The following is a 24,808-nucleotide window of genomic DNA, read 5'->3' on the forward strand; positions in this document are numbered from 1 at the left end:
TCCGCGGGACGAGGCCGACCGCCTGTCCGCCGACACCCAGGCATCCGCCGGGCCAGTCGGTGCACACGTCCGCACGCATACGCCGACACGAGGAGCCGACCGATACATGTTCTTGCTCGCGTTATCAACCCGTGACGCGGGCCTCGACATCGGTTAACTTTTTTCACTCACTGGCGAGAAGCTTCGACGAGCGTCGCACGAGCGCGCACAAACCTGGAGAACGGTGGCAACGAGTATGTTCAAACGGATCGCGGTGGTCAACCGAGGTGAGGCGGCAGTACGCCTCATCAGAGCAGTCCGGGAGCTCAACTCCGAGCACGGCTACGACATCAAGACGATCGCCCTGCACACCGAGGCCGAGCGGCGGGCCATGTTCGTCCGCCAGGCCGACGAGGGCGTCACCCTGCGGCCGTCCACCACGGCCGCCACCCCCTACCTCGATCACGCCGAACTCGAGCGCGCCCTCCTCGAAGCGAAGGCCGACGCCGTGTGGGTCGGCTGGGGCTTCGTGGCCGAGGATCCCGCCTTCGCCGAGGTCTGCGCCCGCCTGAACATCACCTTCATCGGCCCGTCGGCCGAGGCCATGCGCCTGCTCGGCGACAAGGTCGAGGCCAAGCTGCTCGCCGAGAAGGTCGGCGTGCCCGTCGCCCCGTGGTCGGGCGGACCGGTCGAGACCCGCGCCGACGCGCGCCGGCACGCCCAGGCCATCGGCTACCCGCTGATCATCAAGGCCCGTTCCGGCGGCGGCGGCCGCGGCATCCGCAAGGTGTACTCCGAGGACGAGCTCGAGCTCGCCCTCGAGCGCACCCAGGGCGAGGCCGAGCGCTCGTTCGGCGATCCCGTGGTGTTCATCGAGCGTCTCGTCACCGACGCCCGCCACGTCGAGGTCCAGGTCATCGCCGACGGTCACGGCAACGTCTGGGCGCCGGGCGTGCGCGACTGCTCCATCCAGCGCAAGAACCAGAAGGTCATCGAGGAGTCGGCCTCGCCGCTGCTGACCAAGGAGCAGGCCGACCACCTGCGCGCGGTCTCCGCGGACCTCGTGCGCGCCGCCGGGTACTGCGGCGCCGGCACCGTCGAGTACCTGTACCAGCCGGACCTGAAGATCTTCACCTTCCTCGAGGTCAACACCCGCCTGCAGGTCGAGCACCCCATCACCGAGGCCACCACCGGCATCGACCTGGTCAAGCTGCAGATCCTGGTGGCCTCCGGGGAGAAGCTGCCCGGCGACTGCCCGCCCGAGTTCGGTCACGCCGTCGAGGCCCGGCTCAACGCCGAGGACGCCGACAACGGTTTCGCCCCCGCCCCCGGCTCCGTGCAGCTGCTCAAGTTCCCGCTCGGGTCCGGCCTGCGCGTCGACACCGGCATCGCCCAGGGCGACGTCATCCCGCCGGACTACGACTCGATGGTTGCCAAGATCATCGCGTGGGGCCGCGACCGCGACGAGGCCCTGGCCCGCCTGCGCACCGCGCTGCGCGAGACCACCGTCGTCCTCGACGGCGGCACCACCACCAAGTCGTTCCTGCTCGACCTGCTCGACCGCGAGGAGGTCATCTCCGCGTCGGCCGACACCGGCTGGCTCGACCGCACCGGAGCCGGCACCGCCACCGGTCCGTCCCGGGTGGCCGACATCGCGCTGATCGCCACGGCCGTCGACGTCTACGACGCCGAGGAGAGCCACGAGCGCGCCGCGTTCCTCACCTCCGCCCGCGGCGGCCGCCCCCGCGCCGGGCACTCGGTGGGCCGCAAGGTCGAGCTGAGCTACCAGGGCCAGGCCTACGAGCTGCTCGTCGGACAGGTCGGGCCGCACCGCTACCGCGTCGACGCCGGCAGCGGCGAACTCGAGGTGGACGTCGACCGGCTCGGGCAGTTCGAGTCCCGGCTCGTCCTCGCCGGCCGCCGCCACCACATCGTCTCGATCGCCGGCGCCACCGGCTTCCTCGTCGAGGTCGACGGCATCAGCCACCAGATCAGCCAGGACGAGGCCGGCGTCGTGCGCACCCCCGCGCCCGCCGTCGTCGTCGCGGTGCCCGTCGCCCCCGGCGACGACGTCGAGGCCGGCCAGACGCTCGTGGTGCTCGAGTCCATGAAGATGGAGACCGCGGTGCGCGCGCCCTTCGCCGGCCGCGTCCGCGAGGTCCTCGCCGTGGTCAACTCGCAGGTCGACGCCGGTGCACCGCTGCTGCGTGTCGATCGGATCGCCGAGGAGACCGTCACCGAGACGGTCGAGCGCGTGCAGTTCCCCGCACCCGCCGCCGTCGTGACCGGCGACGCCGCGGCCGACGCGCTGGCCCGGCTCGACGCCCTCGAGGCGCTCGTCACCGGTTACGACGTCTCCGGCAAGCGGACCGCGACGCTGCTCGCCGAGTACGACCGCCTGCGCGGCGAGGCCGCCGGGAACTGCGACCTGGTGCGCGCCGAGCTGGCGCTGCTCACCACGTTCGCCGACGTGTGCGAGCTCTCGCGCAACCGCCCGACGCAGGCCGAGGAGTCCAGCGACGAGCGCGTGCACAGCCCCCGCGAGCACTTCCACGGCTACCTGCAGTCCCTCGACGTCGAGGTCGGCGGCCTGCCCGAGAGCTTCCGTGCGCGACTGTCGCAGGCGCTGCGGCACTACGACGTCACCGAGCTGGATCGCACCCCCGAGCTCGAGGAGGCCGTCTACCGGCTGTTCCTCGCGCAGCAGCGCATCGAGACGCAGGTTCCGGTGGTCTCGGCACTGCTCGAGCGGTGGCTCGAGGAGACCGAGGGACCGGCCGGCATCTCGCAGGAGCTGAACGAGGTCCTCGACCGGCTCATCGTCGCCACCCAGGTGCGCTACCCGGTGATCGGCGACGCGGCCCGCAACCTGCGCTACCGCCTCTTCGAGGAGCCGGTGATCCGCAAGGTCCGCGAGCAGGTGTACGACGGGGTGCGCGGCAGCCTCGCCCACCTCGCCGACCACCCCGGCGCCGCGGACTACGCGCAGCGCGTCGAGGCCCTGGTGGCCACCCCCGAGCCGCTGATCGACCTGCTCGCCCAGCAGATCGCCCGACCGGAAACCGTTCCGGGCCCGCTGCTCGAGGTCATCACCCGCCGCGCCTACAAGATCCGCACGCTCGAGCAGGTGCAGTCCGAGGTGCGCGGCGGCCGGCAGTTCGTCACCGGCAACTTCGATCTGCGCGGCACCCGCCTGTACCTGATCTCCACCGAGGCCCGGCACGCCGAGCTCGAGGCGGCCCTGGACACCGTCGAGGAGTCGGCGCGCACCCTGCCCGGCACCGACAACCTGGTGGTCGACCTGTACCTCGCGTGGGACGACGCCCCCGCCGACGCCGACGCGCAGGCCGAGGCGCTGCGCGCGGTGCTGGCCGGCCGTGAGGTCGCCACCGCCGCCCGCCGGGTCACGGTGACGGTGTGCCACACCGACCGCGCCGAGGAGCACGTCTTCACCTTCCGCCCGTTCGAGACCGGGTACGCGGAGGAAACCAACATCCGCGACATGCACCCGCTCACCGGTCAGCGCCTGGATCTGTGGCGGCTGAAGAACTTCGTCGGCACCCGCCTGCCGGCGAACCCGGACTCGTACCTGTATCACATTGCGGCGAACGAGAATCCGTCCGACGAGCGGCTCATCGCCCTCGCCGAGGTGCGGGACCTGACCCCGCAGCGCGACGAGACCGGCACGATCGTGGGCCTGCCCGCGTTCGAGCGGGCCCTGTCGAGCTGCCTCGACGCGATCCGCCGGTCGCAGGCCGCCCGCGGCAAGCGCCGGCTCGACGCGAACCGCGTGGTGCTGTTCGTGTGGCCCGAGGTGGATCTGAGCATCGACGACCTGAAGCGGGTCAGCCGTGGGGCGGCCCCGCTCACCGTCGGCGCCGGCCTCGAGGAGATCACCGTCATCGGCTGGTGGCGTGAGACCGCGGAGGCCGAGCCCCGCGAGGTGGCGCTGCGATTCTCGTACCGCTCCGGCGCCGGCGTGGTCGTGCGGGTGACCGATCCGCCGAAGGAGCCGCTGCAGCCGCTCGACGAGTACACCCAGAAGGTCCAGCGCTCCCGCGCCCGCGGCACCGTGTACCCGTACGAGCTGATCCCGCTGCTCACCGGCAGCAAGGGCAGCTTCGTCGAGTACGACCTCGACGACTCCGGGGCGAGCGCAGCGACGGGGGGTGTCACCGGTGCCGTGGTGCCGGTGCAGCGTCCGTACGGACGGAACAAGGCCGGTCTGGTGGTCGGGCTGGTCACCACCCCGACGCCGCGGTACCCGGAGGGCATGACCCGCGTCGCGCTGTTCGGCGATCCGACGAAGGCGCTCGGCACCGTCGCGGAGGCCGAGTGCGCCCGCGTCGTCGCCGCGATCGACCTGGCCGAGCAGCTCGGCGTCCCGGTCGAGTGGTTCGCGCTGTCCTCCGGCGCCACCATCTCGATGGAGTCCGGCACCGAGAACATGGACTGGGTCTCGCGGGCCCTGCGCCGCATCATCACCTTCACGCAGGCCGGCGGCGAGATCAACGTCGTGGTCACCGGCATCAACGTCGGCGCCCAGCCGTACTGGAACGCCGAGGCGACGATGCTCATGCACACCAAGGGCATCCTGGTGATGACCCCGGACAGTGCGATGGTGCTGACCGGCAAGCAGTCCCTGGACTACTCCGGTGGCGTGTCGGCCGAGGACAACTTCGGTATCGGCGGCTACGACCGCGTCATGGGCCCCAACGGTCAGGCGCAGTACTGGGCGCCGAACCTGTCGGCCGCGGTCGAGGTGCTCTTCGGGCACTACGAGCACGCCTACCTCGCCCCGGGCGAGCGGTTCCCCCGCAAGGCCGAGACCGTCGACCCGATCGAGCGCGACGTCCGGGTGTACCCGCACGTGCACCCGTCGAGCGACTTCACCACGGTGGGCGACATCTTCTCCGCGGAGACCAACCCGGACCGCAAGAAGCCGTTCGACATCCGCACGGTCATGCGCGCGGTGGTCGACCAGGACCACCCGGTGCTCGAGCGGTGGGCAGACATGGCCGACGCCGATACGTCGGTGGTGTTCGACGCCCATCTCGGCGGCAACGCGGTCACGGTGATCGGCATCGAGTCCCGCGCCATCGCCCGCAAGGGCTGGTTCCCCACCGACGGGCCGGACCAGTGGACCTCGGGCACGCTGTTCCCGAAGTCGTCGAAGAAGACCGCGCGGGCGATCAACGCGGCGAGCGGCAACCGCCCCGTGGTGGTGCTGGCGAACCTGTCCGGGTTCGACGGCTCCCCCGAGTCGCTGCGTAACCTGCAGCTCGAGAACGGCGCCGAGATCGGCCGGGCGATCGTCAATTTCGACGGCCCGATCGTCTTCGTCGTGGTCTCCCGCTACCACGGTGGCGCCTTCGTGGTGTTCTCCGGCGCGTTGAACGAGAACATGGAGGTGCTCGCGGTCGAGGGCTCGTTCGCCTCCGTGCTCGGCGGCGCACCCGCCGCGGCGGTGGTGTTCACCCGCGACGTCAATGCGCGCACCGCGGCGGATCCGCGGATCACCGAACTCGAGGCGCAGCTCGCCGCGGCCGAGGACGGCGAGAAGGCCCGCCTGCGGGTCGAGCTGGCAACGCAGCGCACGGCGGTGCGGTCGGAGAAGCTCGGTGAGGTGGCTGCGGAGTTCGAGGCCATCCACAACATCCAGCGCGCCCAGCAGGTCGGCTCCGTGCACTCGATCATCCCTGCCGCGGACCTGCGGCCGGAGATCGTCGCCGCCGTCGAGCGAGGCATGGCGAAGGTGCTCGCGCAGTAACCGCACGATCCCCGAAGGGCCCCGCACCGGTTCGCCGGTGCGGGGCCCTTTCTTGTGCCCTCACGGGTCCGTCACCGTCTCGGCCGGCGTCCCGGGTACTTTCTCCCGCCGGGACGGCCGTACGTCGCCCTGCAGTCGCTGGGCGAGACGACCGATCCGCGCACACAACCCCCGATCCGGAGTGTCCCAATCCCGGGAAATATGCGATCGTGAGCAAGCTCACAGGTTTGCGGCGGCGTGGAGCCGGGTACCGATTTTCGCCCCCCACACCCCCCGCGCAGGTCGCTACATGCACGCTGTTGGCACGCAGTGCTTTCGAGCCGGCACCCCCCGTTCGATCGGAACAGCCACGGATCGAGCAGTGAATTATGTTGTACTGGAGTATGTTTCGCAGGCAGATCACGAATACGCGAACAGACCAGCTGCATGTATGCCGCACTCCTGACCGTGCAGTAGTACCGCGCGCCATTCCGATCGGCCCGCTGCGCGTTGCGTGTTGTGACGAAGGTCCCGGAACGGACATGCAGTCGGCCTGTAGGTGAACATCACCCCAACAATGACCGTAATCCGTTGTTATTCAAGACTATTCAGTATCATTAGCGTAAGTCATTGCTCTGCCAATCATTTTCGGCGAAAGACATGACACATGACGCGCGATGCTGCATCATTGAACTCGACAGGGGAGAACGAGCGGGAGCACTACGTGAATTCGGTTGGCAGGGGCGAATATCGCGAAGCGTGCAGGGACGCTCACATCAGCTGCTCGCGGTAGCACCCACGCCGATCGGACTCCGGGCACCGCCGCTCGGGGCACCGGCATCGCCGGCCCGACACATCTGTACTCGACGGCATCCGTCGAGTTCGCCGCATTCGAGGAGAACCGACATGACCAGCACCATCGAACCGTCGTCCCGTACCACCGTCGCCGGCACCAAGCTGCGCGGCCGCGTCGCATTCGTGACCGGTGGAACGCGCGGCATCGGCGCGGCCATCAGCCGCAGCCTCGCCGCCCAGGGCGCGACGGTGGCCGCCGGGTACGGGCGCAACACCGCCCAGGCCGACCAGTTCCTCGCGGACATCCAGGCGAACGGCCAGAACGGCGTCGAGTACAGCGTGCACAAGGGCGACGTCGCGAACGCGGACGACTGCCGTCGCACCATCAACGAGGTCATCGAGCGGCACGGGCGCCTGGACATCCTCGTCAACAACGCCGGCATCACCATCGACCGCACCGTGCTGAAGATGGAGGACGACGACTGGAACAACGTCATCTCCGTCAACCTCTCCGGCGCCTTCTTCCTGGCCCAGGCCGCCCTGAAGCACATGCTCGAGCGCGGCACCGGTCGCATCGTCAACGTCTCGTCCGTCATCGGCGAGACCGGCAACATCGGCCAGGCGAACTACGCGGCCTCGAAGGCCGGCATGTTCGGCCTGACCAAGACGCTCGCGAAGGAGGCGGCGTTCACGCTGGCCCGCTCCGGCAAGCTCACCCCGGACAGCATCGGCGTCACCGTCAACACCATCACCCCCGGCTTCGTCGCCACCGAGATGGTCGAGACCATCCCGGACAAGGTCCTCGATCGCATCAAGAGCACGATCCCGGTGAACCGCCTGGCCGATCCCGAAGAGATCGCCCGCGTCGTCCACTTCCTGGCCGCCGACGCCTCGTCCTACATCACCGGTCAGGTGTGGGGCGTCAACGGCGGACTCGACATGTGACCCGCTGCACCCAGACACACCTCCGCACTTCTCACTGAACGGTACTTCGGCACATGCAGCCTTTCGAGCTCAACCGACACGGGCGGATCGTCTTCCCGTCCAACTTCTTTCCCGATCTCGATTTCTCGACGATGACGAGCGTCGAGCAGCTCGATGCCGTCATCCGTCGCGATTTCGAGACCAAGGCCCCCACGGTCTCGGAGATCCTCTCGCGCCACGCGCAGGGCGTCTACCGCACCAAGGTCGATCTCATGCGCGACATGGCGCTGAACCTTTTCTGGGCCAACCGCTTCGCGATCACGATGTTCGACAAGCGCCCCACCCGGTGGTCGGACGTGCCGCGCAACCGCGACGACGTCTACATGCCCGTCCTGACGCCGTGGCCGGACAGTGAGACGAAGACCGCCCAGGTCGCGGACGCCTACCGCGCCCTGCCCGCGGGCTGGGACGACCCCGCCGAGGACCGGATCTTCGAGACCCTCTTCGACGTCTTCGGCGCCCGCAAGCACATCGCCTCCGGGTTGCCGACGGTCAAGCCCACCGTCGCAGAGCTGATCTCCGATCCGTCGAACCGGACGATGCGCCTCGGTGCGTACAACCCGGACTTCCCCCGGTTCGGCTACGACGAGATCCTCGACTGCCACGAGGACGTCGCCGAGCTCGAGGCGCTGCGGCGCTGGTCGATGGTGCTGCACAACCAGCAGCCGTGGGAGCGAACCCAGGTCGAGCTCACCGAGGTGGGGCAGCTGCGCGACGACGACTACGTCGTGCTCTACTACCCGCGCGACCGGCACGTGCAGCGGTTCATCTCCCGGGTCACCTCGGGTCGGACCGCCCGCGCCGCCGTCCCCGCGAAGGTCGAGCCGGTGCAGCCCTCGCGGCCGTACCCGACGATCGACGTACGCCGCGACTTCGCGGTGCAGCCGCGCATCGAGGCCCTCGCCGTCGCGCACGGTGATCAGGTGTGCACCAACGAGGATCTGATCCGCAACTCGGCCTACAACTGGTCGCCGATGACCGCGGACGAGATCACCGCCAAGACCGGCATCGAACAGCGCCGCTACACCTCGGGCAGCTTCGAAGACCTCGCGCTGTCGGCGGCGAAGTCGGCGATCGAGCACGCGCAGGTGGGACCCGAGGACATCGGGGCCGTGATCGTGTGCACCTGCACCAGCGCCCGGCTGATCCCGTCGCTGGCCACGTGGATCTCCGGCGAGCTGGGCATCGCCCAGACCCACGCCTCGTTCGACCTGGTCGCCGCGTGCGCCGGCCTGCCGTACGGGCTGGCGGAGGCCACCCGGATCCTGCAGCAGGTGCAACGGCCGGTGCTGGTGGTGTGCGTGGAGAAGTTCTCCGACAAGATCGGCAATGTGCGCCCCTCCCGGATGATCTTCGGCGACGGCGCGGCTGCGCTCGTGGTCGGCGTGGCGCCCGAAGGCTCCGCACCGGACATCGAGTACATGCAGACCTACGCCAGCGGCCCGAACAGCCAGGTCAACTCGATCATCTGGCCCAACCCGGACTTCGACAACTACATCACCGTCTACGGACCCGAGGTCAAGGCGCTCGCCGGCCGCTATCTGGTCCAGATGCTCGACGACGTGAAGGCCCTGCCCGCCCCGGAGGGCGGCATGGGAACGCTGCTCGACAACATCGACCTGATCGTCCCGCACCAGGCGAACAAGACGATGATCACCGAGCTCGCGGCGGACGCCGGCCTTTCGTCGGACCGCCTGTACTTCAACATCGAGAAGGTGGGCAACGCCTCGTCGGCGAGCATCCCGCTCGCCATCCACGACGCGGTCCGGGACGGGGTGATCACCGAACCCGTGCGGATCTTCGCTCCGGGCTTCGGCGCCGGCGCCGTCGCCGGCTTCACGGTGCTGCGGATCGATCCGGCGGTGGTGGCACCGTTCCGCCCGGTCGACGGTGGGGCCGTGGCCATCGACCCGCTGCGCGCAGCGTCCACCTCGGACGACGTGACACTCGCCTTCGGCTGATCGAACCGTCGTTCCCCGCGTGGGGAATCGTTGCCCGCGTGCGCACCAGCGCACGCGGGCAACGGCTTTCGGTACCGATGCTCAGGGCAGGACGCGGATCCAGTCGATCAGGGCCCGGGCGACCTCGTGCGGAACCTCGGGGATCAGGGCATGCCCGGCCCCGGGGATCAGCACGACCGTGACCCGGTCGGCGCCGAACTGCCCGGTGAGTTCGCCGCGGGTCGGCGCCGGACGGAACACGTCGTCGCCTGCCTGCAGGTCCAGCAGCGGCGACGGCGCGACCGTCCACCATGATTCCTTGTCCGTGGCGGCCATCGCCCGGCGCTGCGCGACGATCGCGGCGGGCCACCAGCCGTCGAGCCACACCGCCGGGTCGTGCCCCTCGGCGAAGAACACCGCCCGCAGATGCTCGAGCCGCTCGGCACCCGGCAGCGACAGGTCGGAGCACTTGGCGACGCGTTCGGTGAGCGACTCCGGGAACCGGCGGGCGCCCGCGGCGAGAATCGCCACCCCCCGCACCAGGTCGGGCCGATCCGCAGCGAGGACCCGCGCGACGTAATGGCCGAAGGCGTGCCCGGCGAGGACGGCCGGGCCCGCGTCGAGCCGCTCGATCACCTCGGCGACGTCGCGGGCGAGGTCGTGCAGGTCGAGGTCCTCGAGCGGACCGCGGCTCGTGCCCACGCCACGCGGCTGGGGCCGGATCGCACGGAAGCCCTCGGCGGCGAGGTCGGTTGCGATCGGGTCGAACTCGTAGGAGTCGCGGCCGAGGGACGGCAGCAACACCACGGCCGGGCCGGATCCGTCGACGAGCACCTCGATCTCCACGTCGCCGAACGCGACGGTGTGTATATCGCTCATGGCGACATCCTTCCAGTGCCGCCGACCAGGGGCGCGGCCCTGTCCGACGCTTGCGTGGCTACTGCCGAAAGAATGCGATCCGTTGGGTTCTGACGAATATTCGCCTTCGTCGTCCGCCTTCTCGGCCGGAGCGTCGAGTTCCCACCGGGAGGCTCTGCTGAAATTGATGCTCGCCAAATATCAATAGCGGCCCGGTCTGATAGTCGAGATAGATCAATGGGGGCAGTAGTGGAGATCCGTCACCTGCGCACGTTCCTTGCGGTAGCGGAGGAACTTCACTTCGGCCGGGCGGCCGCGCGGCTTCATATGGCGCAGCCTCCCGTCAGCCAGCAGATCCAGCAGTTGGAGAAGGAGCTCGGCGTCCAGCTGTTCGAGCGCAACACACGGTCCGTCTCACTCACGAAGGCGGGCCAGGCGTTGCAGGGCCCGGCGCAGAAGGTTCTGAACGACTTGGACCTGGCAAAACGCGCGGCGATGTTCGGCAGCTCGGGAATCACCGGCAGAGTTTCCTTGGGTTTTGCCAGCGCCAGCAGCCGCCGCGTCCTGCCTCTGATCACCAGGGCCGTCAAGGGCAGCGAACCGGGCATCGACCTTGCTCTCCAAGGGCAGACGTACGGCGGAGCGGTGGTGAATCAGATCCTCTCCGGAAGCCTCGACATGGGCTTGGCTCGTCTGCCTGTGCGCGACCCGTCGATCGACTGGCACATCATCGACTTCGAGACGCTGGTGGCTGCGCTGCCCGAAGACCACCCACTGGCGGCGAAACCGGAGCTGGAAGTCGCCGACCTGGCCGGTGAGCCGTTCGTGACTTTCCCTGGCACGCAAGGCTCTACGGTCAGGGACGCCACGGCGCTGATCGCCCTGCAGGCGGGCTTCTCCCCGCGCATCGTCCAGGAGGCGCCCGATTCCTATACGATCCTCAGTCTCGTCGCCGCCGGTGTCGGGATCACAGTGACAGTCTCCTCCGTACAGCACATCCAAATGCCCGGACTTTGCTATCGGGCGTTTTCCACACCGGTACCGAAAATGGCCGCTGTGCTGGCATGGCACAAGAAGAACACGGATCCTGCCCTGCACGCTGTCGTGGCCATTGCCCAGGAGCTCCTGCCCACACCCGAGCCCGAGCCGGTACTCCTCATCCGGTAACCCGACGTTGCCCCGAAAGGGCCTGATCAGCCCCGCCGGACTCACCGAAGCCCCGGTTCCGCTGGGGTTCTTGTCGTTCCCGTCGACGTACCTTCGGATTGGTTAATCCCCGCTATCGAACTCATAGTGAATTCAGATCAATCAGAATTGGATTGCACTACTGTGGATATGAGAAGCTCTGCGCGGTGGGTCACAACTCCCGCCCCGGGGGGCGCGCCTCATAGGAGCCGTTCCCCTCCCTCAACTTCTCCCTTCGATAGGTTCTCCATGTCAACAACAGCCACTGCCGGCGACGGCGCCGGAATACCAGACGGCACAGGGCACTTTCCGAGAAATCAGCGGAAGTCCATGATCGCCGTCGTCTCGGGAAACTTCCTCGAATGGTTCGACTGGACCATGTATGCGCTCCTGACCACATACTTGGCCGCCAACTTCTTCGACAAGAACGATCCCCAGTCGGCGCTGCTCTCCACGCTGGCGGTGTTCGCCGGCGGCTTCCTCGCCCGCCCCCTCGGCGGGCTGATCTTCGGCCGACTGGGAGACAGGCTGGGACGCAAGACATCCCTGGTCATCTGCATGCTCATGATGGGCGCAGGCAGTCTCCTGATCGCGGTGATCCCGACCTACGACTCCATCGGCATCTGGGCCTCGGTTCTCCTTCTGACGGCTCGGCTCATCCAGGGCATCGCCCACGGCGGCGAAAGCGGAAACGCCTACACATACCTGGCCGAGATCGCCCCGGCGAACAAGCGGGGCCTGTGGGGTAGCAGCATCATGATGACCATGCTGCTCGGCGTCATGGCGGCAACCGCGATGAGCATCCTTCTGACGTCGATCATCTCCGAGGACGACATGTCGGAGTTCGGGTGGCGCATCGGCTTTGCCATCGGAGCAGTGCTGGCCATCTTCGCGCTGTTCCTCCGCCGTCAGGCCGAAGAATCCGGATTCTTCGAGGAAGCCAAGGCGGCCGCCGGCACCGCGTCGGTCCGAGTGATCACGCGCCGGCAGCTGGTGATCATCGCCGTCCGCATTCTGATGCTGAGCCTCCTGACCAACGTCCTTTACTACACGTGGGTGAACTTCTCCTCGTCGTTCGCCATTTCCGGCAAGGGCATGGATCCCAACGGGGCTTACATCGCAACGTTCTGCGCACAGATTCTTGCCTTCATCGCACTGCCGTTCTGGGGGCGGCTCTCGGACCGGATCGGGCGCCGCAAGCAACTGGTGTTGTGGGCTGTCGCGGTCATTGTGGTGGTGTTCCCCATCAACTGGGTCCTGACGTCGGCGCCGTGGACCCTGTTCGTGTCGCAGCCCGCGTTCACCGACGGCGAGCACGGGCGGACGGAGGTCATCCGGGGCCACCTTTCGTTGGGACTGCGGGGCGGGAGCGGCGGGGTCTATTCGTCGACGGCGACGGCGGTAACAATTCCGAATCCTGCTATCCACTCGTGGATTTCGCGGTAGAAGGTCGAGGTGACGCGGTACTTCCCGGCGGCGCTCATTGCCGCGTACGCGGCGATCCAGGTGCGCACTTCGTGGGAGGAGTGTCCGGCCTGTTCGACGAACCAGTCGTTGGTCCACGCGTCGATCTGCTCGAGGTCGCCGGAGGCGAGGACGTCGAGCAGGTGCCGGTCCCATTCGGGGTTCAGTGGCTGGATGGCGGCGGTGCCGGCGGCGAAGTCCCGCCCGGCGGTGATGACGCGCTGTTCGCGGGCATCACGTTCGGCGGCACTGGGATTGCGGCCGTCGATCAACCGCTCGCGCACTTCCTCTGGCGCGGTGGCGAACTGCGGGACCGGCGGGTCGTGGGACAGGCCGCCGGATCCGACGAACAGCACACGCTTGTCCAGCTTGGCAGCGGCCCGCCCGACCGCCTCGCCGAGCAGCCGTACCCGGCTGACCGGGCCGAGCGGTTCGGCGACCGAATTGATGAAGATCGGCACGGTCGGCACGGCGGTGATCGATCCGACCAGCAATTGGAGTGCTTGGGCGAATCCGTGGTCGACGTGCATGCGTTCGGAGAATGCGACGTCGATGCCGCTGTCGAGGACTTCGCGGGCGACTGCGTAGGCGGCGTCACGGTCGACGTCGAGAGGGCCGGCTTCGGTGCCGTAGTCGCCGACGGACTGCGCGGCGGCACCGATACAGAACGGCGGCAGCAGGTCGTAGAAGACGCCGTTGTAGTGGTCGGGGGCGAAGATGACGATGAGATCGGGGGCGAAGTCGGCGACGAACCGGCGCGCGTGGTCGAATGCGGCGTCGACGGCGTCGATGACTTCCTGTTCGGGGTCGTTGCGTCCCATCAGGGGGGAGTGCGACATCGCGCACAGCGCTACAGGCATCGCGGCGGTCTCCTTGCTGCTGCTTCGGCGCTTTCTCTCCGGGGGTCCGGACGAGAGCGCAATAGGTCGGGTAAGTGGGATCCGGCCGGTGCCGCCCGGGTTGCAGGGGTTGGCGGCACCGGCCGGGGTCTGTGTCAGCTGCGACCGAGGAGGAAGTCCAGATGCAGCTTGTTGAAGGTCTCGGGGTCCTCGTACTGGGGCCAGTGGCCACAGTTCTCCATGATGGCCAGCTTGGCGCCCGGGATGTGGGAGGCGATGCGCTTGGCTTCGTCGACCGGACCGGAGGGGTCCTTGGTGGTCCACAGCACCATCGCGGGCACCGTGATGCCGTTGAGAGTGGCGTCGGTGATCATGTTCCGCTTGCGGGTTTCGAGGTCCTGCAGTGCCATGTTCATCTCGCAGGCCTTGAGCCAATCCGGCTGCTGGAAGATGGCCTGGCGGGTGCGGATCAGGTCGTCGGTGACCATGGTCGGGTCGGCCATGAGCCATTCGAGGCGTGCTTTGACGCGTTCCCAGCTCGGGTCCTTCGCCGCTTCCATCGACAGGGTATAGAGACGTTCCATCACCTGAGGGTTGGCCATGGTGCCGCCCATGGTGTTGAGCACGATCCGGTCGACCTTCTCGGGATGGTCGTGCGCGAACTGGGCGGTGACCCAGCCGCCGAGAGACTCCCCGGAAAACGAGGCCTTCTCGACGCCGATGGCGTCCAGGAACTGCAGCACGTGGTCGATGTAGTGCTTGATCTCGAGCGGGTGGTCGGGCTTGGTCGAGTAGCCGTGGCCGATGAAGTCGATTGCCCAGACGTTGAAGTGCTCGGAATGCGAGCGCAGATTGCGCACGTACGCCTCGGCGTGGCCGGTGATGCCGTGCAGCAGGATCAGCGTGGGCTTGGACGAGTCGCCGGCGTGTAGGTATCGGGTCCGGTAGGGGCCGGCCTGGATGAATCCCTGGCTGAACTCGACCTGGTTCAGGTCGTCCCAGACGCTGGTGTAAGGACGGGTCATCGGTTCTCTCCCTCGACTGTGGTGGTGCGGGTGGCGGAAGCTGGTGCTGCATCCTCGGCGGTAACGTGCGGAACGACGATCGGCACGGCCCGGGTGCTGTACTGCGGCTCGTTTGTGCCGCTCGGGTTCCCGTTGTCGCTGGCCGAGTGGTCGAGGACCGCGGTGAGAGCGTTCTCGAGGCTGGTGAGCGCTTCGGTGTCGTCCCAGACCGGAGCACTGTGTCGCCACGCGACGTAGCCGTCGGGCCGCACGAGCAGGGCGCCGGCCTCGTCGATGTCGCGGACCCGCCGCCAGTATCCGTAAGGGTCGATGGTGCCGGGTTCGCCGACAACGACGGTCCGCAGGAACGGCAGGTCGAGTTTGGCGGCGGCACGCTTCCATGCCTGGCCGCCGAGTCCGGTCAGCAGGGTCATCATTCCCTTGCCGGTGACGTCGAGGGTGGAGATGCGGGTTCCGTCGGCGCCGACCAGCCACGCATGCGGCAGCTTCGCGCCCGGCCGGGTGGTGGCCTGCAGGTACAGCTCACGATCGCGCACCCACACTTCCTCGCCCGCCTCGGGGTCGGGAACGACCGCGGACGAGGTGTAGCGCTGGTTGAGTTCGACGCCCTGGGCGTTGAATTCGGCGTTCTTCACCTCCAGCGCCTCGTACAGCCGCTCACGCAGAGCAACACCTTCGGACGAGGGTTCCTTCAACTTTGCCAGGCCGGCGGCGACCGGGTCGTCGCTCTCGTGATCGAACCATTCGCGCAGCCCGGCGTAGTCCTTGCGGGACTGGTTGGCGCGAGCGACGATCTGTTTGCCGACCGGAACACGCTCAGGAGAGTAGGACTCGAGCAGACCCGGTCCTGCATACCCCTTCACGACGAACGCGATCTTCCATGCCAGGTTGAACGCGTCCTGCATGGACGTGTTCGAGCCCAGCCCGCTGCTCGGCGGATGCCGGTGCACCGCGTCGCCGCCGCAGAACACTCGACCGGACTGGTAGTGCTCAGCCCACTGCTGGTTGACGTACCAGAAGGACCTCGACACGATCTCGACGTCCAGGTGCGGGTCGCCGACGAGGGTCCGGATCTGTTCGAGGACAACGTCGTCGGAGACATCCGGCTCGCCGTTCGCCATGTCGAAGCCCCAGCCGGCGATCCACTGGTCCCACGGTCGGATCGCGCGCAGCAGACCCATGCCGATCTCACCGAAACCGGCCTTCGAGTTGACGATCCAGTGCAAGATGCTCGGCCGATGAGCGACATATTTGCTCAGGTCCGCGTTGAACAGGATGTACGCGGTACCGGCGCGGGCGAGTTCACCTTCGAACGGAAGCCCGATCTGTTCGGCGATCTTCGATCGTGCGCCGTCGAAACCGAGCAGGAAGCGGGCTCGCTGGGTGAACACGGTGCCCGAGCGGACGTCGCGGAACCGGACGGTCACCCCGTCCTCGTCCTGGGCGTGGTCGAGGTATTCGGTGTTGAAGCTGATGACCGCACCACGTTCGGCGGCGTTCTTGATCAGCACCGGCTCCATCAGGGGCTGCGGAATGTCGAGCATCGTGCAGGGGCTTCCGGACAGGTAGTCCCCGTAGCGGATATCGCCCGTACCCCAGGTCTGCATCCGGACGATCTCCTCGCCGGCCAGGCTCGTGGTGAACAGCGTGTCGCCCATCTGGTCCCACGGGGTGGCGTAGTTGCGCGCCTCGTCTTCGACGCCCAGGTCACGCAGCACTTCGACGGCGCGCTGGTTGGTGATGTGCGCGCGCGGCGAGTTCGCCACCCAGGGGAACATCGAGACGGCGTGAACGCGGATGCCGTAGCTGGCCAGGGCAAGCGCCGCTGTGCCACCGGCGGGGCCGAGGCCGACGATCACGACGTCGGTGTCGTAGGAGGTGCGGTCGTGGTCACTCATGTCTGTCATCACTTCACTTGTCGAGGACGCGCAGGGATGCTGCGGTGTCCGGAACTGTCCGAGTCGAAAATGTTTCGGTGTCAGGCATTTTCGGTGTGGAGGTGGCCTGGTCGCGAGTGAGCTGGCTCGCAGCGCCCTTGCGCCCCCAGCCGCCGGGCAGCAGGATCACCGAGACGATCGAGATGGCCGAGACGATCAGCAGGTAGGTCACGATCGAGTTGCTGGTGTTGGTGGAGGCGTACAAGGCGGTCGCGATCGTCGGGGCGAACGCGGAGCCGGCGACCTGGGAGATGGTGTAGCCGATAGAGACACCGCTGTAGCGCACGTCCGCGTCGAAGACCATCGTGAACAGGGAGCCTGTCACGCCGGCGGCGGGGGCCATTGCAATTCCGAAGACCAGCACCTGCGCGGCCATGAACAGCCACGGGTTGCCGGTGTTGATCAGTGCGAAGGCGGGGGCGATCACCACACCCATCGCGGCGGCGCCGAGCAGGTACATGGTCTTGCGGCCGAAAGTGTCGGACAGAGCGCCGAACACGGGGTAGAGGAGGACGGCGACGATGCCGGCGACGAATACTCCGGCCAGGGCGAAGGTGCGGCTGATCCCCGCGACGGTGGTGCCGTAGGAGACGAGGTAGGCCATGCAGATATAGGCGAACACTCCTTGGGACAGGTAGGTGCCCGCGATGAGGAGAATTTCCTTCCAGTGCTTGCGGAACGCTTCGGCGATCGGCATTCGCACCACGGCGCTCTGTGCCTTCACCTCGGCGAAGTCGGGGCTTTCGGCCAGGGACAGGCGAATGAACAGCCCGATCACGATCAGCACCGCGCTGAACAGGAACGGCAGTCGCCAGCCCCAACTCAGGAACTGCTCGTCGGGCAATTGGGAGACCGCGAAGAACGCCAGGGTTGCGACGCTGGTCCCGGCGGGTGCCCCCATCTGGGAGAAGGATCCGAAAAAGCCCTTCTTCGCGGTGGGGGCGTGCTCGACGGCCATCAGGGTGGCTCCACCCCACTCGCCGCCGACGGCAAAGCCCTGCACCAGGCGCAGCAGGGTCAGCAGGATGGGGGCGGCGATCCCGATTTGGGCGTAACCGGGCAACAATCCCATCAGTACGGTGGCCGAGCCCATTCCGACCAAGGAGATCACCAGCATCTGCTTGCGGCCGACCCGGTCACCGAAGTGCCCGAACACTATGCCACCCAGCGGGCGGGCGAGGAACCCAACGCCGAAGGTCGCGAACGACAACAGGATTCCGATCGCGGACGAGACATCCGGGAAGAACAACTCAGGGAATACCAGCGCGGCCGCGGTGCCGTAGATGAAGAAGTCGTAGTACTCGACGGTGGTACCGATGAAGCTGGCCATCGCTACCCGCAGCGGTGAGGTCTTCGTCGGGGAGGTAGGTGTGGTGCTCACGGTCGGGCTTCCCCGATCTGTGGGCGGAAGTGGGCTCGTGCCCCGAAGGACGATGCGTGCGAAGCGGTCGTCATGGCCGCTCCTTTCTTCTGGGGATGTTCGAGAGGGGTTCTCTGGAGAATCTTCGAGAGGGAGCACTCAACTAGAATGCTAGACGTCTAGTTCAGACGCTACTCGGGCATAGAGGGTGACGCAAGTCTCTGGATGAGGGTAAAGGTGATCGACGGCGCGCCGGCCCTCTGGGGCGAGACAGGGGTCAGCGTGGAGGGTGCCGGTGGATCGTCTGCAGCGCTACGGCCGAGAGTCCCCCCTCGGCGTAGGTGGCGCGATAGCGGAGCCGGTCGATGGCCCGGGTATCGGGGTCTAGCTCGGCAGCTGGGCGTTGGATTCGTCGCGGATTACTGCGATGGTGCCGACGATGTGGCGTTCCATGGCCTCGCGGGCGGCAGCTGCGTCACGGTTGCGGATGGCCTCGGTGATTTCGTGGTGGTCATGCTGCCGGTCGGGCAGTGCGCTCGAGAGCGGGTTGGTGATGCCGGTGGTGTTGATCAGGAAGTCCGACAGATCCCACATTCGCTGGCTGGTCTCCTCCATGATCCGCGAGTGCGCCATCGCGTGGATGGCCGCATGGAACTCCCGGTTGTGCACGCGGTACCCGCGGGCGCGGACCACCGGGTCGTGGGAGGTGATCAGGGCGTCGACCCGCGCCGAGATCAGGTCCAGCTCCAGCAACTGGGCCTCGGTCCGCCGGGAGGCCGCTACCGCGGCGATGGTCCCTTCGAAACCGCCGAACAGGGTGTAGAAGTCTTCCACTTCGCGCGGGGCGTAGGAGACGACCTCGCAACCGACCTGGGGAACGATGTGGACCAGCTTGTCGCTGGACAGGCGGCGCAGAGCGTCCATGACGGGCTGCTTGCTCACCCCGAACTCTTGCCGGATCGACTCGACGACGATCTTCTCGCCTGCCGCATAGCGCCCTTCGAGCAGCCGGTTCTTCAGAATGTCGTACAACGCGGAGGACAGCCGCGCCCCCGAGGTGCGGACATTGGCGAGCAGGGCGGCGGCCTCACTGCCCGGCTTGGGGCCGGTGTCGGTGGTGGTCATCGAGTCAGGCTTTCCGTCGGCGTCCCGGACATGGCTCCCCCTTATGCCGCGGCGCTCACCGCAACAGCTTGCATTCTAGTACTTGTGGTGTGAGTCACTGTGGGTTACCTTCGTCTGGAACGCTAGCATTCCAGACCTGATGGACGGGGCATCGTGGCCAACCTCGGGGTTAACGCCGGAGGGCACGCCGTACGCGCCATATCCCGGCACCCGGACATGCGCCCTCTGCGGGCGACAGGCCGAGCAGTGCCCTCGGCAACGCGGGCCACATGCAAGGAGAAGAACATGGAATTCTGTATCGGTACCTGCGCCAAGATCGATCAGGTCGCAGTGGTGAAACGGGCCGAGGACCTGGGCATCACACACTTCGGCGTCGGCGAAGGCCCCTTGCTGTTCTCCGACCCTTACCAGTTCCTCGCCCTTGCCACCCAGCACACCAGCACCATCAACCTGGGGACCATGGTCACCAATCCGCTGACCCGGATCGCCCCGGTCACCGCCAATTCGATGGCCACCCTCAACGCCCTGGCCCCCGGCCGGACCTTCCTCGGCATCGGCACCGCCAACAACGCCCTGCGCTCGATGGGCAACCGCACCGCGAAGATCTCCGAACTCACCCACGCCATCGAAGTCTCACGAGAGCTGATGGCCGGCCACCGGGTCACCCACCATTGGCTCGGGCAGTCCCGGGAAGTGGAATTCCTCGACAAGGACAGTGGCTTCTACAACGTCACCGACCACATACCCATCTGGGTCGCGGCCGGCGGACCCCGCGGGCTCGCCGAGGCGGCGAAGTACGCAGACGCCGTCGTCTACTGCCTCGGGCCCGACACCGACATGATCGGCCTGATCCGCCGCGAACTCGACAAGGCGGTTGCCGATGCCGGCCGGGCACCGGGTTCGGTCAAGCTCGTCTCTCTGTCGTGGTTCTACCAACTCGGCAACGGGGAAACCTGGGAAGACGGCGTCACCAACGGCTTCGGTTCCGGCCCGATCAGCTCATGCATCACCAACGCCGGGCTGATGGACCAGCACCGCGAAGAGCTCGGCGATCCGATTGTCGACGCGTCCCTCACCGCCGCCCAGCAGTACCTCGCTGACCCGAAGACCCCGGACCAGCCGCACTACCTCGATGTCTGGGCGAAATACCTGCGCGGACTCGATCCCCGACACCGTCCGATCATCACCAAAGAACTCGTCGACTACTGGTGCCTGTACGGATCCCCCGCCGACCTGCGCGAGAAGGCGGCCCTGATGCGCGAGGCCGGCGTCGACATACTCCAGGTCTTCCTGTCCAACCCGTTCACCGCTGCCCGCGACATCGACAACATCGGGCACTCGATCCTCGCCCACGCCTGACCGCCCCCACCCTTCCCAGCCAGGAGCTCTTGACGGAACTCGACCCGCGCACCACCGCCGTCGTGGCAGTGCACTGCCAAGGCGACATCGTCGGCCCCACCGGCGCCTTCGCCGACTTCTTCCACCAGCAGGTCACCGTACGCCACGTCATCGACCAGATTGCCGCGCTCATCGCCGCCGCCCGCACGGCCGCCGCAACCGTCGTCTACACCCGGGTCGCGTGGAAGCCCGACTTCTCCGATCTCGAGGTCAATTCACCCCTGCTGGGCATCGTCGCTCAATCCGGCTGCCTCAAAGAGGGCAGCGAACTCGCCGAGATCGTTGAACCGCTCGCACCGCACGGAGATGACATCGTGCTCACCCATCAGCGCATCGGCGCGTTCGCTCGTACCGACCTCGACACCGTCCTGCGCGAGAAGGGCATCACCACTCTCGTCTTCGCCGGAGTGGCCACGAACGCCTCCGTCGAGGGCACTGCCCGGGTGGCCAGCGATCTCGGCTACCGGGTGGTGATCGTCGAAGATGCATGCTCCGCAGCCACCCCCGCAGCGCACCACGCGAGCATCGACTCACTCGGACTGCTGGCCGAGATCAGCACCGTCGACGAGGTCCGCACCGCCCTGACCGCGACGGTCACCGGCACCCGCGCCTGATCACACCGAAGCTCGCTTCGATGCGGGCACATGACCGCGCCGTACATCCCCACCTATAGACCGCGACCAAACACACTAAATATCAGGAGTTTTCGTACATGAAGTCCACCATGCGTGTGGCCCGCCTCCACGAGATCAATCAGCCGATGCAGATCGAGGACCTCCCTGTTCCCGAGCCACGGCCGACCGATGTGCTGGTACAGGTCAAGGCATGCAACGTCGTGCCGAACCTGAGCAACGTCCTGGCCACCTACAGCGAATGGTTCCCCTATCTGCCGCTGCCCAAGCTCCCCGCCGTCTTCGGTCTCGACTCTGCCGGTGTCGTCGCCGCCGTCGGCAGCCATGTCACCGACGTCGCCGTCGGTGACCGGGTCTACGTCAACCCCGGCATCTCCTGCGGCGGCTGCCGCGCCTGCCGGCAGGGCAACGATCAGAACTGTGACCGCTATACCTTCATGGGCTACTTCTCCTTCGGCGCCGACGGCCAGAAAATGTTCGACGCCTACCCCTATGGCGGCCTCAGCGAGTATCTGACCGCACCCCAACGCAATCTGGTCAAACTGCCCGACACGGTCAGCTTCGAGGAAGGCGCCCGCTTCGGCTATCTCGGCACCGGCTACTCGGCACTGCGCAAGGCCGGCGCCGGCCCGGGCACCACGGTCCTGATCGACGGCATCTCAGGAACTCTGGGCCTGGGCACCTGCCTGAACGCCCTCGCGCTCGGCGCGACCCGCATCTTCGGCACCGGCCGCAACGCCGGCCTGCTCGACGACGTCCGCGCGATCGCCCCCGACCGCATCCACGTCCTCCCCGCCGGGGAGGGTGAGCTGCGCAGCTGGGTGCACGAGCACAACCACGGCGAGGGCGTCGACATCGTCATCGACGCCCTCGGTCCCGGCGCCCCTGCCGAATCGTTCCTCGACGCCATTACCACCCTCCGTCGCGGTGGCGTCGCGGTCGATATCGGCGGCATGATGGAACGCCCACCGCTGGATATGTTCTCGCTGATGTGCCGGCAGATCAGCGTGCTCGGCAGCTTGTGGTTCTCCACCGCCGAAGCCCAGGACATGGCCGACCTCGCCGGCGCCGGGGTCCTCGACCTCTCGGTCTTCGAACACCACAGTTTCCCGCTCGAGAAGATCAACGAAGCACTCGCCGACCTGCCTGCCCGACATGGCGGATTTTCGAACTTCATCAGCGTTCCCTGAGGTGACACGCGAAAGATAAGAGCGAGACTCGGTGCAGATGGCCTTTGCGATGAAGATGCGAAGGTCATCTGCATTCAGCGCCGGTAGCTACGCGCGCATTGCAGGTTCAGTGCCGATAGCCGAAATCATGTGAGTCTGGAGATAGCAAAGCTCATTTCCCACTGCGATCCACTTCCTGCCGAACTCCATGATCGTCCTCCTGTCGTCGGTGCGCCCTGTTGCGCACCACAACCGTGGTTCCCGCGCGTGAAACCCCGGGGAGACCGACATCAGCGAGTTCTCATGATCGAAGAAGGGATCGATGCGGTGCCGCGAATGGACAAAAGGGATAATCGAGCGGCCGCGCGGATTCCCCCGATCCGTGCGCCGTCCCGAGAGAAAGAGACACACATGAAGATTCGTCGGCTCATCGCCACCGCGGCCGGGTGCGCTGCCCTCGTCGTCGCCGCTCCGGCCACCGCGAACGCATTCTCGCTCGCCGACCTGCTGCCCACCGGATCCGCGGATTTCCTGTTCCCGCAGCCCGCCCCGCCGGCTCCTGCCCCGGCACCCGCGCCCCAGGCGGCCCCGGCCCCGGCGCCCGCGCCGGCGCCGGCGCCGAGCGTCGGATACAAGAACTGCACCGAGGCGTGGAACGCCGGCGTGGCGCCGCTGTACCGGGACGAGCCCGGCTACGCGCCGAAGCTGGACCGCGACGACGACGGCATCGCCTGCGAGGTCGACCCCCGCTAGGATCCACCGACGCGGCGGGGGCCTGCGACCGTGTCCGGTCGCAGGCCCCCGTCGTCGTGTGCGGTGATCAGAGCCAGCGCGGCGGCTGCACGTCGGCGCCGGCGGTGAGTCCGACGGCGCCACGTCCGGCGGCCCAGCGCACCACGGCGGCGAGCGGGCCGCTCACCTTGGTGACCGGGTCGGCGTCCTGTCGCACGGCGATCGGGTCGCGACCGTCGACCTCGAGCACGAGGCCGGCGCCGAGATCCTTCTTGCGCCACATCCCCACGATGTCGTCGAGCAGCGAGTCGAGGACGACGGGCGGGAAGTCGCCGAAGCGCGCGCCGTTGCCCAGATCCACCGCGTGGATCCACACCTCGCGGGTGCGCATCCAGGCGGTCTCCTCGGCCGGCACCAGCCGGCCCTGCGCCGTGCGGACCTGCGCCTGCCACGCCGACTCCGGCAGGTGCCGCCACTTCTCGTCGAGCCGGGCCACGGTGTGGGTGAACAGGTTCCGCAGCGCCGCCGCATTGAGGGTGGCGCCCTCGGCGATCTCCTGTCCGCGCTGCTCGGTGGAGGCGTACATGGGCGTCTCGACGCCCGTGGCGGCCCAGTCCATGAGCCGGCACAGGGCCGCGGCGTTGTAGCCCACGTGCGCGACGAGGTGCTTACGCGTCCACCCCTCGAGCGCGGTCGGTGCGTCCAGCTCGTCGTCGGTGAGTTCGGCGAGACGCTGGGAGAAGTACGCGGTGCCGCGCCGGGCGATCAGCAGCCGCTCGGACAGGTCGAGATCGTTGAACCCCACGGGTGAGCTCCTACTTGACGATGGTCTTGTTGCGCACCGAACCGAGGCCCTCGATGCTGACCTCGACCGTCTCCCCGTTGCCGATGTAGCGAGCAGGCTTACGGGCGTGCCCGACCCCACCGGTGGTGCCGGTGATGATGACGTCGCCGGGCTGCAGGGTGACGATGTGGGAAATGTAGTCCACCAGCTTGGCCGGGGTGAACACCAGGTCGTCCGTGGTGGCCGACTGCATGACCTCACCCTCGAGCCGGGTCTCGATGCGCGAGCCGAGGGCGTAGTCGGTGCTCAGGAACGGACCGAAGCCGCTGGTCTTCTCGAACGTCTTGCCCTGATCCCACTGCAGCGTGCGGTACTGGTAGTCGCGCATCGTGTAGTCGTTGATCACCGAATAGCCGGCGATGTACTGCTCGGCGTCGGCCTCGGAGACCTGGTACGCCTGCTTGCCGATGACGACGGCCAGCTCGGCCTCCCAGTCGAGCTGCGCGGCGGCGTACTCGGGGACGATCACGTCGTCGTAGGGGCCGGTGAGGGCCTCCTTGAACTTCGAGAACAGGGTCGGGTACTCGGGCAGGTCGCGGCCCATCTCCTTGATGTGGGTCCCGTAGTTCAACCCGACGCAGACGATCTTGCCGGGGTTCGGCACGACCGGCGCGTAGTCGGCGTTCGTCAGGTCGACGGTGCGTCCGGAGGCCCGCTCGGCGACGGTCTTCCAGTCCGGGTCGGTCAGCAGCGCGGACAGGTCGGCGTAGCCGTCGATCACGGTGGCGGTGGTGTCGGAATCGACGCGCACGGCGGCGGTCGTGCCGTCGAGGCGGAGGGTGGCGAGTCGCAT

The 24,808-nt window shown here is 67.5% G+C and carries 17 protein-coding genes; 9 read left to right on the forward strand and 8 right to left on the reverse strand.

Translation table 11 applies throughout. The annotated features are described in order from the left end of the window. Nucleotides 1-235 precede the first annotated feature (235 nt). The 3 genes from OCS65_RS19830 to OCS65_RS19840 all read left to right on the forward strand — a co-directional run bounded on the left by OCS65_RS19830 (nt 236) and on the right by OCS65_RS19840 (nt 9,468). Nucleotides 236-5,749 (forward strand): ATP-binding protein, encoded by a 5,514-nt coding sequence (locus OCS65_RS19830; RefSeq protein WP_043797926.1) that lies wholly within the window; start codon nt 236-238, stop codon nt 5,747-5,749. Nucleotides 5,750-6,634: 885 nt separating this feature from the next. Further along, nucleotides 6,635-7,468, forward strand: coding sequence for a 3-oxoacyl-ACP reductase family protein (locus tag OCS65_RS19835; protein WP_006946880.1), 834 nt, complete (start codon nt 6,635-6,637; stop codon nt 7,466-7,468). A 53-nt stretch (nt 7,469-7,521) separates the two neighbouring features. After that, nucleotides 7,522-9,468, forward strand: coding sequence for a 3-oxoacyl-ACP synthase III family protein (locus OCS65_RS19840; protein WP_006946876.1), 1,947 nt, complete (start codon nt 7,522-7,524; stop codon nt 9,466-9,468). Between the two features lie 81 nt (nt 9,469-9,549). Here OCS65_RS19840 and OCS65_RS19845 read toward each other — a convergent pair whose 3' ends face one another. Beyond that, nucleotides 9,550-10,326, reverse strand: a complete 777-nt coding sequence (locus tag OCS65_RS19845) for an alpha/beta fold hydrolase (protein ID WP_006938998.1) — start codon at nt 10,324-10,326, stop codon at nt 9,550-9,552. A gap of 228 nt (nt 10,327-10,554) precedes the next feature. Between OCS65_RS19845 and OCS65_RS19850 the strand changes: the two genes are divergently transcribed. Next, nucleotides 10,555-11,472 carry a LysR family transcriptional regulator gene (locus tag OCS65_RS19850; RefSeq protein ID WP_043797932.1) on the forward strand — a complete coding sequence of 306 codons (918 nt, stop codon included), beginning with the start codon at nt 10,555-10,557 and terminating at the stop codon, nt 11,470-11,472. Between the two features lie 348 nt (nt 11,473-11,820). Beyond that, nucleotides 11,821-12,936, forward strand: coding sequence for an MFS transporter (locus tag OCS65_RS19855; RefSeq protein WP_263507471.1), 1,116 nt, complete (start codon nt 11,821-11,823; stop codon nt 12,934-12,936). Here the strand turns inward: OCS65_RS19855 and OCS65_RS19860 are convergent. The 5 genes from OCS65_RS19860 to OCS65_RS19880 all read right to left on the reverse strand — a co-directional run bounded on the left by OCS65_RS19860 (nt 12,870) and on the right by OCS65_RS19880 (nt 19,240). Beyond that, nucleotides 12,870-13,814, reverse strand: coding sequence for a 3-carboxyethylcatechol 2,3-dioxygenase (locus OCS65_RS19860; protein ID WP_263507472.1), 945 nt, complete (start codon nt 13,812-13,814; stop codon nt 12,870-12,872). The genes OCS65_RS19855 and OCS65_RS19860 overlap by 67 nt on opposite strands. Nucleotides 13,815-13,948: 134 nt before the next feature. After that, on the reverse strand, nt 13,949-14,818 hold the full coding sequence (locus OCS65_RS19865; protein WP_006938972.1) for an alpha/beta fold hydrolase: 870 nt from the start codon (nt 14,816-14,818) through the stop codon (nt 13,949-13,951). Further along, nucleotides 14,815-16,716, reverse strand: coding sequence for an FAD-dependent monooxygenase (locus OCS65_RS19870; protein WP_231385877.1), 1,902 nt, complete (start codon nt 16,714-16,716; stop codon nt 14,815-14,817). Before OCS65_RS19870 ends, OCS65_RS19865 begins: the two co-directional genes overlap by 4 nt. Before the next feature lie 13 nt (nt 16,717-16,729). Beyond that, entirely contained in the window at nt 16,730-18,085 is a 1,356-nt protein-coding gene (locus OCS65_RS19875; RefSeq protein ID WP_102799168.1) for an MFS transporter, read from the reverse strand. A 414-nt stretch (nt 18,086-18,499) separates the two neighbouring features. Then, nucleotides 18,500-19,240: a GntR family transcriptional regulator gene (locus OCS65_RS19880; RefSeq protein ID WP_006938967.1), complete on the reverse strand. Its 741-nt coding sequence runs from the start codon at nt 19,238-19,240 to the stop codon at nt 18,500-18,502. 285 nt (nt 19,241-19,525) lie between these two features. Between OCS65_RS19880 and OCS65_RS19885 the strand changes: the two genes are divergently transcribed. The 4 genes from OCS65_RS19885 to OCS65_RS19900 all read left to right on the forward strand — a co-directional run bounded on the left by OCS65_RS19885 (nt 19,526) and on the right by OCS65_RS19900 (nt 23,192). Then, a complete protein-coding gene (locus OCS65_RS19885; protein WP_029542606.1) occupies nt 19,526-20,599 on the forward strand; it encodes an LLM class flavin-dependent oxidoreductase in 1,074 nt (357 codons plus the stop codon). 29 nt (nt 20,600-20,628) lie between these two features. Continuing rightward, the gene (locus tag OCS65_RS19890; protein ID WP_263507473.1) at nt 20,629-21,252 is read left to right on the forward strand and encodes a cysteine hydrolase family protein; all 624 of its coding nucleotides are present in this window, start codon (nt 20,629-20,631) and stop codon (nt 21,250-21,252) included. 98 nt (nt 21,253-21,350) lie between these two features. Continuing rightward, complete coding sequence (locus tag OCS65_RS19895) at nt 21,351-22,460, forward strand: alcohol dehydrogenase catalytic domain-containing protein (protein ID WP_006938963.1); 1,110 nt, start codon at nt 21,351-21,353, stop codon at nt 22,458-22,460. Nucleotides 22,461-22,850: 390 nt separating this feature from the next. Further along, on the forward strand, nt 22,851-23,192 hold the full coding sequence (locus OCS65_RS19900; protein WP_168579407.1) for an excalibur calcium-binding domain-containing protein: 342 nt from the start codon (nt 22,851-22,853) through the stop codon (nt 23,190-23,192). Nucleotides 23,193-23,259: 67 nt separating this feature from the next. On the opposite strand, the gene OCS65_RS19905 is transcribed toward OCS65_RS19900, so the two are convergent. Together OCS65_RS19905 and OCS65_RS19910 are read right to left on the reverse strand one after the other, a co-directional pair. Next, nucleotides 23,260-23,976 (reverse strand): maleylpyruvate isomerase family mycothiol-dependent enzyme, encoded by a 717-nt coding sequence (locus OCS65_RS19905; protein WP_029542602.1) that lies wholly within the window; start codon nt 23,974-23,976, stop codon nt 23,260-23,262. Nucleotides 23,977-23,986: 10 nt separating this feature from the next. Next, nucleotides 23,987-24,808 carry a fumarylacetoacetate hydrolase family protein gene (locus tag OCS65_RS19910; protein ID WP_029542600.1) on the reverse strand — a complete coding sequence of 274 codons (822 nt, stop codon included), beginning with the start codon at nt 24,806-24,808 and terminating at the stop codon, nt 23,987-23,989.

Origin of the sequence: Rhodococcus aetherivorans (genome assembly GCF_025722975.1) — a bacterium.
Classification (GTDB): domain Bacteria; phylum Actinomycetota; class Actinomycetes; order Mycobacteriales; family Mycobacteriaceae; genus Rhodococcus; species Rhodococcus aetherivorans.